Origin of the sequence: Actinokineospora sp. UTMC 2448 (assembly GCF_024760565.1) — a bacterium.
Classification (GTDB): Bacteria; Actinomycetota; Actinomycetes; order Mycobacteriales; family Pseudonocardiaceae; genus Actinokineospora; species Actinokineospora fastidiosa.
Genome location: NZ_CP031087.1, coordinates 4,947,192 through 4,959,630 on the forward strand (window position 1 = coordinate 4,947,192; position 12,439 = coordinate 4,959,630).

Consider the following 12,439-nt stretch of genomic DNA (forward strand, 5'->3'; position numbering starts at 1 on the left):
TGCGACAATTTGGTCAGATGCCCAAATTGACGGAGGTGAGCGCCATGCGCGCCCTGATCTGCGGCGCCGGGATCGCGGGACTGACCCTGGCCTGGTGGCTGCGCCGGGCCGACTGGGAGGTGACGGTCGTCGAGCGCGCCCCGGGCCCGCGCCCCGACGGCTACATGATGGATTTCTTCGGCTCGGGCTACGACATCGCCGAGCGCATGGGCCTGATCGACCGGATCGTGGCGGCCGACGCGGGCATCACCGCCCTGCGCTACACCACTGCGGACGGCGAGCCGCGCGGCGGCGTCAGCTACGCGTCGATGCGCGCCGCGCTCGACGGCCGCCTGATCAGCCTGATGCGCGGCGACCTCGACCGGGTCCTGCGCGAGGCCGTCCCCGACCTCGACATCCGCTACGGCACGTCGCTGGCCGACGCCGACACCCTCACCGACGGCAGCCCGGTCGATGCGGACCTGGTCGTCGGCGCGGACGGCATCCACTCGCGCGTCCGCGAGCTGACCTTCGGCCCCGAGCGCGCGTTCCTCCGCCCGCTCGGCTACCACACCGCGTCCTACCTGCTCACCGACCCGGACCTGGCCGACGCCGTCGGCGACCGGTTCCGGATCGTCGCCCAGCCCAACCGCCAGGCGGGCCTCTACCCGGCGGGCGGCCACCTGGCGACGATGTTCGTGCACGCCACGGACGCCCCGCTCACCGACAACCCGCGCGCGCTGCTCAAAGCCCGGTTCGCGGGCATGGGCGAGTTGGTCGACCGGGCGCTGGACCACTGCCCCGACGACCCGTACTACGACACCGTCGCCCAGATCGAGCTCCCCAGCTGGCACCGCGGCCGCACGGTCCTCATCGGCGACGCCGCGCACGCGGTCTCGCTGATGGCGGGCCAGGGCGCGTCGCTGGCCATGGCGGCGGCGTGGGTGCTGGCGGGCGAGCTGGCGAAGGCGGACGTGCCGCGCGCGCTGCCCGCATACGAGGCGCGGATGCGGCCGTTCGCCGAGGCCAAGCAGCGCTCGGGCCGCAGGGCGGCGCGGTGGATGCTGCCGGAGAGCCGCTGGAAGATCAGCCTGCGCAACCGCCTGCTGGGCGTCGCCGACCTTCCCGGCGGGCCGACGGTTGTGCGCAAGGCCATGGCGGGCACGGCGTCAAGCATCGTCGGGTAGCCCGTCCCGGTCGGCCCACTCCAGCAGCGGCTGGAGCGAGAACGCGGTGTCGTCGATGCCCGCGTGCAGGTCGCCCAGCTCCGCGAAGCGGGCGGGCACGGTGGCGATGGTGAACTCGCGCGGGTCCACGTCGGGGATCTCGTCCCAGGTGACGGGCGTCGAGACCGTCGCGCCGGGGACCCCGCGCACGGAGTACGCGCTGGCGATCGTGTGGTCGCGCGCGTTCTGGTTGTAGTCGACGAACAGCGCGCGCGGGTCGCGGTCCTTGCGCCACCACGTCGTCGTCACGTCGTCGGGGGCGCGCCGCTCCACCTCGCGGGCGAACGCCAGCGCGGCGCGCCGCACGTCGGAGAAGCCCCATGACGGCGTGATCCGCACGTAGACGTGCAGGCCGCGCCCGCCCGAGGTCTTCGGGTACCCGGTGACGCCCAGCTCGTCGAGCACCTCGCGGACCACGCCCGCGACCCTGCGCACCGTCGAGAAGGGACAGTCGGGCATCGGGTCGAGGTCGATGCGCCACTCGTCGGGGCGCTCGGTGTCGGCGCGGCGGGAGTTCCACGGGTGGAACTCCACAGTCGACATCTGGACCGCCCAGATGACGTCCGCCAGCTTCGTCACGCACAGTTCGTCGGCGTGGCGGTTGTAGCGGGGGAAGTGCAGCCGCACGGTCTCCAGCCACGGCGGGGCGCCGTGCGGGACGCGCTTCTGGTGGACCTTCTCCCCGGCGACCCCCTCGGGGAAGCGGTGCAGCATGCACGGGCGCTCGCGCAGCGCCCGCACGATGCCGTCACCGACCCCGAGGTAGTACTCGACCAGGTCGAGCTTGGTCGCCCCGCTCTCGGGGAAGTAGACGCGGTCGGGGTTGGAGACCCGCACGGTGTGCGGGCCCACCTCCACCTCCACAGCCTTGGCCATGGACCCGACAGTAATGCTCAGGCGTTCTTGATCGCCGAGATCTCGAACTCCAGGGTGATCTTCTCGCTGACCAGCACGCCCCCGGTCTCCAGGGCGACGTTCCAGGTCACGCCGTAGTCCTTGCGGTTGATGACGACCGAGCCCTCGAAGCCGATCCGGGCGTTGCCGAAGGGGTCGGTGGCGCTGCCGGTGAACTCCAGCGGGAACGTCACCTGCTGGGTGACGCCCTTGACGGTGAGGTCGCCGGTCACCTCGAAGTCGACGCCGCCGAGGTGCTTGATGGCGGTCGAGGCGAAGGTGATGGTGGGGTACGTGGCGACGTCGAGGAAGTCGTTGTTGCGCAGGTGGTCGTCGCGCTGGCCGTTGCGGGTGTCGATGCTGGCGACCTGGATGGTCAGCGCGACGCTCGACTTCTCCGGCGCGGCGCCGTCGATGGTCGCGGTGCCCTCGAACTCGTTGAACGCGCCGCGGACCTTGGTCACCATCGCGTGCCGGGCGACGAAGCCGACGCGGCTGTGCGCGGTGTCGATCGTGTAGTCGCCGGTCAGAGTGGTGAAGTCGGTGGTTGCGGTGGTCATGATGTCCTCCGGGTTGGTTGATGACGCAACTGGGATACTGCCCTCAACATAGATGACGCGTCAACTATTCCGGGTAGACTGTTTCCCATGACACGGTGGCTGGACGACGACGAGCAGCGGGCCTGGCGCGGGTACCTGCACATGCAGGCCCGGCTGACCGCCCGGCTCAACCGGCAGTTGCAGGACGACTCGGGCCTGTCGCTGGCCGACTTCGCCGTGCTCGTCGAGCTGAGCGAGGTCGCGGGCGGGCGCACGCGCGTGCTCGCCCTGGCCGAGAAGCTGGAGTGGGAGAAGAGCAGGCTGTCCCACCAGCTCAACCGCATGCGCGCCCGGGGCCTCATCGACCGCCAGGAGTGCCCCAACGACCGCCGCGGCGCCTTCGTGGCGCTGACCCCGCAGGGTCGCACCACCATCGAGGCCGCCGCGCCCCGGCACGTGGAGACCGTCCGCGAGTACCTGTTCGACCGGCTGACCCCCGAGCTGGTCGCCGCGCTGACCGACATCACCGACCGGGTCGCGGCCAGGCTCGCCGAAGATGAGGACTGATACTCAACAGAGCACGATCGAGAATGCGGCCCCTGTGACGGCAGTGCCAGCATCCGGGGGATGACGACCGACATCGCGCTCGTGCCGGAGGCCCTGCTGACCACCACCCGGACCGTGCGCAGGCGGCTGGACCTGGGCCGCGACGTCCCGCTGTCCGAGATCGACACCTGCCTGGCGATGGCCGCGCAGGCGCCCTGCGGCTCCCGGCAGGCGCACTGGCTCGTCATCACCGACCCGGCGATCCGGGCGGCCATCGCGGGCTACTACCGCTCGGCGTTCACCGTCAAGCACCGCGGCTCGCCGCCGTCGCGCAGCCTGGAGAGCGCCGCGTACCTGGCGGAGAACCTGGCCAGGGTGCCGGTCCTGGTCCTGGCCTGTGTGGACACCGGCGGCCCGCTGCCGCCGGGCAACCAGGCGTCGCTGTGGGGCGGGCTGCTGCCGTCGGTGTGGAGCTACATGCTCGCCGCGCGCAGCCGCGGGCTCGGCACCGCGTGGACCACCGCCCACCTCGCCCACGAGCGCGAGATCGCCGACCTGCTCGGCCTGCCCGCCGGCGTCCACCAGGGAGCGCTGATCCCGACCGCCTACTACCTGGGCACGTCGTTCCGCCCAGCCGCGCGACCCACGCCCGCCGTCCACCGGGACCGCTGGTAAGCGCTTACGAAGAAGTGGCTGGGAGCGCTCCCGATCCGCCCGGATCTCTGTTACCTTCCGGCTGATCCCACTGGGAGCGCTACCAACCAACGGAGGTCCAGGTGCGCAAGGTCCTCGCCTTGGCGGCGGCGGCCGCGACGGCCGTCGGCACGGCCGTGGCGCTCGGCGTCGCCGCCCCGAACCCGCAGGCCGCTGCCGCGGCGCCACCCGAATGGCGCAACGTCGAGATCGGCGGCGGCGGCTTCGTCCCCGGCATCGTGTTCAACCAGACCGAACCGGGCCTGGTCTACGCCCGCACGGACATCGGCGGCGCGTACCGGTTCGACACCGCGACCCAGCGGTGGGTGCCGCTGCTGGACCACGTCGGCTGGGCGGACTGGGGCTGGAACGGCGTGGTCAGCCTGGCCACCGACCCGGTCGACCCGGACAACGTCTACGTCGCCGCGGGCATGTACACCAACTCGTGGGACCCGAACAACGGCGCGGTCCTGCGCTCGTCCGACAGGGGCGCGACCTGGGCGGCGTCCCGCTTGCCGTTCAAGCTGGGCGGCAACATGCCCGGTCGCGGGATGGGCGAGCGGCTGGCCGTCGACCCCAACGACAACCGCGTGCTCTACCTCGGCGCGCCGTCGGGCCACGGCCTGTGGCGCAGCACCGACAGCGGCGTGACCTGGGCCGAGGTGACCGCCTTCCCCAACCCCGGCGACTACGTGGCCGACCCGTCGGACCCCAACGGCTACGGCAGCGACATCCAGGGCGTCGTCTGGGTGACGTTCGACCCGTCCTCCGCGACGCCGGGCGCCCGCACCCGCACGATCTACGTGGGCGTGGCCGACAAGGAGAACACCGTCTACCGCAGCACGGACGCGGGGGCGACCTGGGAGCGGATCGCGGACCAGCCGACCGGCTACATCGCCCACAAGGGCGTGCTCGACCACGAGAACGGCTTCCTCTACCTGGCCACCAGCGACACCGGCGGCCCGTACGACGGCGGCAAGGGCGACGTGTGGAAGCTGGACACCGCGACCGGCGCGTGGACCCGGATCAGCCCGGTGTCCTCGTCCAGTCCGGACGCCTACTTCGGCTACAGCGGCCTGACCATCGACCGGCAGGACCCCGACACGATCATGGTGGCCACCCAGATCTCCTGGTGGCCGGACATCATCATCTTCCGCAGCACCGACGGCGGCGCGACCTGGACCCGCGCGTGGGACTTCACGTCGTACCCGAACCGCGGCTTCCGGTACGAGATGGACATCGCCGAGGTGCCCTGGCTGACCTTCGGCGCCACCCCGGCCCCGCCGGAGACCGCGCCGAAGCTGGGCTGGATGACCGAGGCGCTGGAGATCGACCCGTTCGACTCCGACCGCATGCTCTACGGCACCGGCGCGACGATCTACGGCACGGACAACCTGACCGCGTGGGACACCGGCGGCAAGGCGGTCATCAAGCCCGTCATCAAGGGGCTGGAGGAGACGGCCGTGCTCGACCTGATCAGCCCGCCGTCCGGCGCGCCGCTGGTCAGCGCCCTCGGCGACATCGGCGGCTTCCGGCACGACGACCTGACCGCCATCCCGGACATGATCTTCACCGGGCCCGTCTTCACCTCGACCACCAGCCTGGACTTCGCCGAGAAGTCGCCGAACATCATGGTGCGCGCGGGCAACTTCACCGACGCCGACCGCCCGAACGACAGCCACGTCGCCTTCTCCACCGACGGCGGGAGCAACTGGTTCCAGGGCAGTGAGCCCGGCGGGATCAACAGCGGCGGCACGGTGGCCGCCTCGGCCGACGGCACGGCGTTCGTGTGGTCGCCGGGCGAGGGCCAGGTGGTCCGCTCGACCGGGTTCGGCACGTCGTGGACCGCCGCGCGGGGCCTGCCCGCGCAGTCCGTCGTCGAGTCGGACCGGGTGAACCCGGCGAAGTTCTACGGTTTCCAGGACGGCACCTTCTACACCAGCACCGACGGCGGGGCGACGTTCACCGCGCGGGCGAGCGGCCTGCCCGCGTCGGCGAAGTTCAAGGCCGTCGCGGGCCGCGAGGGCGACATCTGGCTGGCTGGCGACCTCGGCCTGTTCCGCTCGACGGACTCCGGGGCCACGTTCACGAAGATCTCCTCGGTGGCCAGCGCCCGCAACATCGGCTTCGGCAAGGCCGCACCGGGTCACGACTACCCCGCGCTGTTCCTGGTCGGCACGGTCGGCTCGACGCGCGACGCGGTCTTCATGTCCGACGACAGGGGCGCGACCTGGCGGCGGATCAACGACGACCGGCACCAGTACGGCAACATGGGCGAGGCGCTGACCGGTGACCCGCGCGTCTATGGCCGGGTCTACCTGGGCACCAACGGCCGCGGCATCGTCTACACCGACGCTGCGGGCACCACCCCGCCCACGAGCACCACGACGACGACAACCACCACGACCACCACTCCCCCGCCCCCTGGTGAGTGCACTGTCCGGTACACCGTCACCGGAAGCTGGAACGGCGGCTTCCAGGCCTCGGTCCGCGTCACCAACAACACGATGCCCCGCATCGACGGGTGGACGCTGGACTACAGCTTCACCGCGGGACAGCGGGTCTCCCAGCTGTGGAACGGCTCCTACACCCAGACGGGCCCGGATGTCCGGGTGAAAGCCGCCGACTGGAACAAGACGCTTGCGCCGGGGCAGAGCGCCGAGTTCGGGTTCCTCGGCAGCAGGCAGTCCGACAACCCGGCGCCCACCGCGTTCCGCCTGAACGGAACCGTTTGCGCCGTCGGCTGAGACAGCGAGACCCCGCCCACCTGAGTGGGCGGGGTCTGGTGCGTCAGGGGCAGCGGGTGCGGAGGACGCAGAACTCGTTGCCCTCCGGGTCGGCGAGGACCACCCAGCTCTCCGCGCCCTGCCCGACGTCAGCGGGTCGGGCGCCGAGGTCGAGCAGCCTGCGGACCTCGTCGTCCTGGTCCCGGTCGGTGGGGTTGACGTCGATGTGGAGCCGGTTCTTGACCGTCTTGCCCTCCGGCACCCGCGCGAACGTCAGCGTCGGCGGCACCGGTCCCACCCGGTTCTTCCCCTCCGGCACGGCAGGCGAGCCGATGGTGACGACATCGTCGTCGGCGTCCTGCACCTCGTAGTCGAGGACCGCGCACCAGAACCGGGCGAGACCGTGGGGATCGGCGCAATCGATCGCGAGCTCGGTGAACTTGCTGGCCATGACGCGGAACGCTACCGAACGCGCGTCACTGCGCCCACGGTGCGACCGGGTACCACGGGATGATGTCGCGCCGCGCCAGCAGCCGGATGTCCCAGTACATCACGGTGAACACGCCCGCGATGATGAGCGCGGACACCGTCAGCACGGCCAGTCGCCTGGGGTCGGCGGCCAGCCAGCGCTGCAGTCGGCCGCCGGTGCCGTAGGCGAGGATCAGGAAGATCAGCGCCATGATCACCACGTTGCCCAGCGACTGCAGGACGAACGCCGCCGCGCCGTACAGCGGGTCGTGCGCCTCGGCGGCGTCGCGGAACATCTGGCGGAACAGCGGGTACGGCCGTCCGATGAGGAACCCGCCGACCAGCACGCCCATGAACACCATGGGGGCGTTGGGGAAGCGCGCGGCGATCCGGGCGAACGGGTCGCGTACCTTGCCCGCCGCCGCCAGCCCGATGTAGATCATGATCAGGCCGATGACCCCGAACACGATCATCGACTGGATGCTGCGCGCGGACAGCTCGCCCGGCGCGGGCTGCGCGGTGTCGAACTGCGGCATGCTCGTCCCGATGATCCCGACCAGCGCGCCGTACGGCGCGGAGATCGCGACCATGCCCACCGCGAGCCAGCCGACCGGCCGCAGCGTCGCCCGGAAGCGGGACCACCGGGTGCTGGAGTCGGTCAGCATCGGGGCCACCGCGCCGAACGCGGCGATGTTGCACGCGGTGAAGGTGCCCGCGATGCCGGTGACGAACGCGAATGCGATGCCCGAGCCGATCCCGGCGATGGGGGTGGCCGCGGCGTCGTGGCCGAGCAGGGTGTTGGCGACGTTCGCCCCGATGGTGTGGTCGACGAACCGCGCTGACCACACCACGGTCAGCAGGAACCCCGCCAGCGCGCTCAACCCGATCACCAGGCCGGGGCGGCGCGGGAAGATCCCGGAGACGAAGGCCGACGTCGCCTTCGGCTCCACGGTGGACTGCTCGGATAACGTGCCCGGTGCTGTCATCCAGTGCTCCTTGTGCCAAGGGAATCCCTGAGCGGAGCGTTCCGGCTGACGATCATCGCGGACAACCGCCATTGTGCTTAATCCCGGAGCAGGAACTCGGTCACTACGGGCGACAGGATCTCGGGCTTCACCATGTGTGTCTGGCCCGGCAGAGTGCGGTGCTCGGCCGTGGGCAGGGTGTCGGCGAGCATGCGCATGGCGTTGCGGAGGTAGTCCGGGCTCTTCCCGCCGTCCATGGCCAGGACGGGCTGCTTGGCATCGGCCCAGCGGTCCTGCGGCAGCGGCTTGCCGGAGCCGGTCTCGCCGAGGACCCGGTAGTCGTAACGCAGCGTGGGCGCGACCGCCTTGAGCTTCTTCCACATCGGCATGAGCTTCATCACCATGACCGCGAATCCGGGGGTGCCGACCATCCGCATGAACGACGTGACCGCGTCGCCGCGCCGGTCCTGCGCGATCATGGCGTCCATGTCCTCGATCAGGGACGCCGGGCGCGGGGCGTGGGTGTCGTCGACGATGAACGGGCACTCGTAGACGGCCGCCTTGGTGATGCTGTCGAGCCGGTTGGCCGCGTCCAGGGCCAGCACGCCGCCGGAGGACAGGCCGAGGACGGCCGCGGCGCCGCCCGCCGCGTCGATCACGGCGGCGATGTCGTCGATCTCCTTGTCCACGGAGTACGGCGCGGTGTCGCCGCTCTCGCCCCGGCCCCGGCGGTCGTAGGCGTAGACGGTGAAGTCGGACGAGAACGCCTTGACCAGGTCGGGCGACGGGCCGAAGCCCCGGTGGCACAGGGCGCCGTCGACCAGGACGAGCGCGGGTCCGGAACCCGTCGCGGTGTAGGCGATGCGGGTGCCGTCTGCTGAGGTGGCGAAGGGCATGGGTCTGTTCCTCTCAGGCGAAGTGGCGGCCGAGCCAGCCGTCCCAGTCCTGCTCGACGGGGGCGAACAGGACGTGGCCGAGCATGAGCTTGTCGTTCATGCCTCGGATGAAGCGGTAGAGCGCGTCGGCGGTGCGGATGCCGAAGGTCTGGTCGTTGCGGTGGAAGACGGCGCCGTCGATGACGCCCACGCCGTCGATCTCGGTGTGCGCGGTGTCGCCGTCGATGCCGAGCAGGTCGGGGAGCCGGTCCCAGGCGGCCAGCCCGCCGCCCCAGCGGGTGAGCGGGACGCCCGTGCGCGGGGCGAAGTGCGTGACGTACTCGCGCAGTGTCGCCACGAAGAGGGCGTTGCCCTGCAGCATGGCCTCGTACTCGTCGGCCCAGTCGTCGCCGGGGAGGAAGCCGCTGGTGACGACCCGCACGACGGTGCTGGCCCGGTCGCGGCCCTCGACCAGGTACTCGTAGGCCATGAACCGCCCGTCCGGGGCGTCCGGCACGCGGTGGGCGAAGCGCTTCCCGGGCTCGTACGCGGTGACCCGCGATTCCGGCCGGTAGTCGCCCATCTCCATGCGGACGGCGTCGCCGTCGATCTCCGTGCGGCCCAGGAACCAGGACTGCACGCCGGGTCCGGTGGTGATGGCGGCCCAGACGTCCTCGACGGACGCCGGCGTCTCGATCTCGGCGACGTCCTCGAAGCGGTGTCCCATGTCAGTCCGCCTTCGGGTGCACGGCGACGACGACGCGGTGGTCGCGGCCGTCCTCGGAGTGGTACTTGGCCAGCAGCGCGGTGACGGTGTCGCCCAACTCGGCGGCGAAGGCCGCGCGGTCCTGCGGGGTGGCGAAGCGGACCTGGCCGTCGAGCGCGTAGGTCGCCACCTTCTTGTTCGCCTTGGCGGAGTTGGTGATGAGCGCGCCGACATCCCGCACGAGCCGGGCGGCGAGGGCGAGCAGCCAGCGCGCGGAGAGCCGGTCGCCGGAGCGGTCGGGGTCCGGCGCGAGCTCGGGGGCGACGTCCGGTGAGATGACGTAGGAGGTGGCGGTCGCCCGCAGCACCCGCTCGGTCATGTTGCCCCTGCGGCGCTCCTCGACCAGCTCCACCAGGCCGTGCTTCTCCAGCGTGCGCAGATGGTAGTTGATCTTCTGCCGGGGGATGCCGAGCTGCCCGGCGAGGGTGCTCGCCGACCCGGGCTCGGCCAGCCGCGCGAGCAGCCGGGCCCGGGTCGGGTCCAGCCACGCCTCGGCGGCGGCCCGGTCGTCGATGACGGTCACGTCGTCCATGGGCAGAACGGTAGTGACCGACAACTGAAGTTGTCAAGACAAACTGATTTGTCGGTCTCACGGCAGGTAGGCGAGCTGGAACGCGGAGCCCTGGCGGGTGACGACGGTCGACCGGACCGCGGCCGCGAGCATCAGCAGGACGCCGAGGTTCTCCCCCAGCTCCTCCGCGTGGTAGGTCAGCACGTAGAGCGGACCGCTCTCGTCCAGCGCGATCAGCACGCCCTGCAGCGTCTCGATGCCCAGCGCCGAGCCCAGCAGCAGCGCGCAGCCGCCGACCATGCACCAGCGGGCGACCCCCTGCAGCCGCACGGCGAGCAACAGCAGCCCGCCCGCCACGACCGCCCCGAGGACGAGACCGGGCAGCACCCAGTAGTGCGGGAACCGCTCGAACGTCGTGATCTGGTTGCCGATCCGGTCCAGCCGCTCGTGCAGCTGCGTGTGGTCGTCCAGCGCCAGCGCCCCGAGCACGGCGGCGCTGACGAACCACGCCCACGCCCCCCGCACACCGCTCGCGCGGGCCAGCGCGCCGACGACGGCGTGCACGAGCGCGCCGGTCGTCAGCAGCGCCACGCTCCACCAGGTCGGGAGGTTCCCCTCCATGAACACGTCGAGGTAGTTCTGGATCTCCCCTCGGTCGCGGGTCAGCGGATGGTCGATCAGCGCGGGCACGCCCATGCTGAGCAGGCTCAACGCGACGGTGACGCCGAGGACCCACCACCCCACGCGGCCGAACCGCACCTCCACACCCGCCACGACCCGTTCGACGTGCGCGACCACCCGGCAACCTCCAGTTCAGGGAAGGCCTCACACGATATGCCCCTTTTATGAAGACCCGATCGGGCGATCCACCCCGGCTCCGGAACCGGTTCCGGAAAGGTCTTGTCGAACCAGGTCCAGACCATGCATATTTGTTGTCACCCTGGACAAATCACTCGCCGAGGTGACGACGATGTCCCACGCGAAACCCCGACTGCTCGCCGCGCTCGCCGCGGCCTTCGCCGCGTCCGCGCTGGTCGCAGCCCCCGCCTCCACCGCGGAGCCCGTCCGGCCGATGGCCGTGGTGTGGGCCGACGAGTTCACCGGACCGGCGGGCGCGCCCGTCGACCCGGCCAAGTGGCGCCACGAGGTCGGCGACAACGTCAACAACCACGAACGCCAGTTCTACACGGGCAGCACCCGCAACGCCGCGCTCGACGGCGCGGGCAACCTGGTCATCACCGCGCGTCGGGAGAACCCGGCCAACTACCAGTGCTGGTACGGCACGTGCCAGTACACCTCCGCGCGGCTGAACACCGCGGCGACCTTCACCCAGACCTACGGCCGGTTCGAGGCGCGCATCAAGGTCCCGCGCGGGCAGGGCATGTGGCCCGCGTTCTGGATGCTGGGCAACGACATCGGCTCGGTCGGCTGGCCTGCCAGCGGCGAGATCGACATCATGGAGAACGTCGGGTTCGAGCCGTCGACCGTGCACGGCACGATCCACGGCCCCGGCTACTCCGGAGCCGAGGGCGTCGGCGCCGGGTACACCCTGCCGAACGGGCAGCGCTTCGCCGACGGCTTCCACGTCTTCGCCGTGGACTGGGCGCCGGGCCGCATCACCTGGTCGGTGGACGGCGTCGTCTACAGCACCAAGACGCCCAGCGACCTCGGCGGCGACCGGTGGGTGTTCGACCACCCGTTCTTCCTGATCCTCAACCTCGCCGTCGGCGGCTACTGGCCGGGCGACCCCGACGCCACCACGGTGTTCCCGCAGGCGATGGTGATCGACTACGTGCGCGTCAGCTCGGGCGACCGCGCGGGCCCGATCACCGGCCTGGCGGGCAAGTGCGTCGACGTCGCGGGCGCCAACACCGCCAACGGCACGCCCGTGCAGTTGTACGACTGCAACGGGACCGGGGCGCAACAGTGGACGATCGCGGGCGACGGCAGCATCCGCGCGCTCGGCAAGTGCCTCGACGTCACCGCGGGCGCCACGAACGATGGCGCCAAGGTCCAGCTCTGGGACTGCAACGGCACCGGGGCGCAGCGCTGGGCCATCAGCGGGGCGCGCGACATCGTCAACATCGCCGCGGACAAGTGCCTTGACGTCACTGGCCACAACAGCGCGAACGGGACGAGACTGCAGATCTGGACCTGCACCGGGGCGGCCAACCAGAAATGGACGACGCCGTGAATGTGTAGCCGCCTGGCGTGCGGGGTAGTCATCGATCGAGGACAACGGAAGGAGTTC

Annotated in this window: 13 protein-coding genes; 5 read left to right on the forward strand and 8 right to left on the reverse strand. The window is 71.1% G+C overall.

What is annotated here, in order from left to right; translation table 11 throughout:
- The first annotated feature begins 17 nt into the window (after window positions 1–17).
- Window positions 18–1,166: an FAD-dependent oxidoreductase gene (locus Actkin_RS22415; protein ID WP_258904161.1), complete on the forward strand. Its 1,149-nt coding sequence runs from the start codon at window positions 18–20 to the stop codon at window positions 1,164–1,166.
- Here the strand turns inward: Actkin_RS22415 and ligD are convergent.
- Window positions 1,149–2,081 (reverse strand): non-homologous end-joining DNA ligase, encoded by a 933-nt coding sequence (gene ligD / locus Actkin_RS22420; RefSeq protein WP_189211373.1) that lies wholly within the window; start codon window positions 2,079–2,081, stop codon window positions 1,149–1,151. The genes Actkin_RS22415 and ligD overlap by 18 nt on opposite strands.
- 17 nt (window positions 2,082–2,098) lie before the next feature.
- Window positions 2,099–2,659 (reverse strand): YceI family protein, encoded by a 561-nt coding sequence (locus tag Actkin_RS22425; RefSeq protein ID WP_189211374.1) that lies wholly within the window; start codon window positions 2,657–2,659, stop codon window positions 2,099–2,101.
- A gap of 87 nt (window positions 2,660–2,746) precedes the next feature.
- On the opposite strand from Actkin_RS22425, the gene Actkin_RS22430 reads away from it, so the two are divergent.
- From Actkin_RS22430 to Actkin_RS22440, 3 genes are all read left to right on the forward strand, one after another.
- Window positions 2,747–3,205: a MarR family winged helix-turn-helix transcriptional regulator gene (locus Actkin_RS22430; RefSeq protein ID WP_189211375.1), complete on the forward strand. Its 459-nt coding sequence runs from the start codon at window positions 2,747–2,749 to the stop codon at window positions 3,203–3,205.
- Window positions 3,206–3,265: 60 nt separating this feature from the next.
- The gene (locus Actkin_RS22435) at window positions 3,266–3,859 is read left to right on the forward strand and encodes a nitroreductase family protein (RefSeq protein ID WP_258904162.1); all 594 of its coding nucleotides are present in this window, start codon (window positions 3,266–3,268) and stop codon (window positions 3,857–3,859) included.
- 101 nt (window positions 3,860–3,960) lie between these two features.
- Window positions 3,961–6,624 (forward strand): cellulose binding domain-containing protein, encoded by a 2,664-nt coding sequence (locus Actkin_RS22440; protein ID WP_258904163.1) that lies wholly within the window; start codon window positions 3,961–3,963, stop codon window positions 6,622–6,624.
- 43 nt (window positions 6,625–6,667) lie between these two features.
- Here the strand turns inward: Actkin_RS22440 and Actkin_RS22445 are convergent, their stop codons facing one another.
- The 6 genes from Actkin_RS22445 to Actkin_RS22470 form a co-directional block, all read right to left on the reverse strand.
- Window positions 6,668–7,054, reverse strand: a complete 387-nt coding sequence (locus tag Actkin_RS22445) for a VOC family protein (protein WP_258904164.1) — start codon at window positions 7,052–7,054, stop codon at window positions 6,668–6,670.
- A gap of 25 nt (window positions 7,055–7,079) precedes the next feature.
- A complete protein-coding gene (locus tag Actkin_RS22450) occupies window positions 7,080–8,057 on the reverse strand; it encodes a hypothetical protein (RefSeq protein WP_189211379.1) in 978 nt (325 codons plus the stop codon).
- A 77-nt stretch (window positions 8,058–8,134) separates the two neighbouring features.
- Window positions 8,135–8,932: an alpha/beta fold hydrolase gene (locus Actkin_RS22455; protein ID WP_189211380.1), complete on the reverse strand. Its 798-nt coding sequence runs from the start codon at window positions 8,930–8,932 to the stop codon at window positions 8,135–8,137.
- Window positions 8,933–8,945: 13 nt separating this feature from the next.
- Window positions 8,946–9,638: an SRPBCC family protein gene (locus Actkin_RS22460; protein WP_258904165.1), complete on the reverse strand. Its 693-nt coding sequence runs from the start codon at window positions 9,636–9,638 to the stop codon at window positions 8,946–8,948.
- Window position 9,639: 1 nt separating this feature from the next.
- A complete protein-coding gene (locus Actkin_RS22465; RefSeq protein ID WP_189211382.1) occupies window positions 9,640–10,209 on the reverse strand; it encodes an ArsR/SmtB family transcription factor in 570 nt (189 codons plus the stop codon).
- 57 nt (window positions 10,210–10,266) lie between these two features.
- Window positions 10,267–10,986, reverse strand: a complete 720-nt coding sequence (locus tag Actkin_RS22470; protein WP_258904166.1) for a DUF8692 domain-containing protein — start codon at window positions 10,984–10,986, stop codon at window positions 10,267–10,269.
- Between the two features lie 172 nt (window positions 10,987–11,158).
- Here Actkin_RS22470 and Actkin_RS22475 point away from each other — a divergent pair, with 172 nt between their 5' ends.
- Window positions 11,159–12,382 carry a ricin-type beta-trefoil lectin domain protein gene (locus Actkin_RS22475; protein ID WP_258904167.1) on the forward strand — a complete coding sequence of 408 codons (1,224 nt, stop codon included), beginning with the start codon at window positions 11,159–11,161 and terminating at the stop codon, window positions 12,380–12,382.
- Window positions 12,383–12,439: the final 57 nt, after the last annotated feature.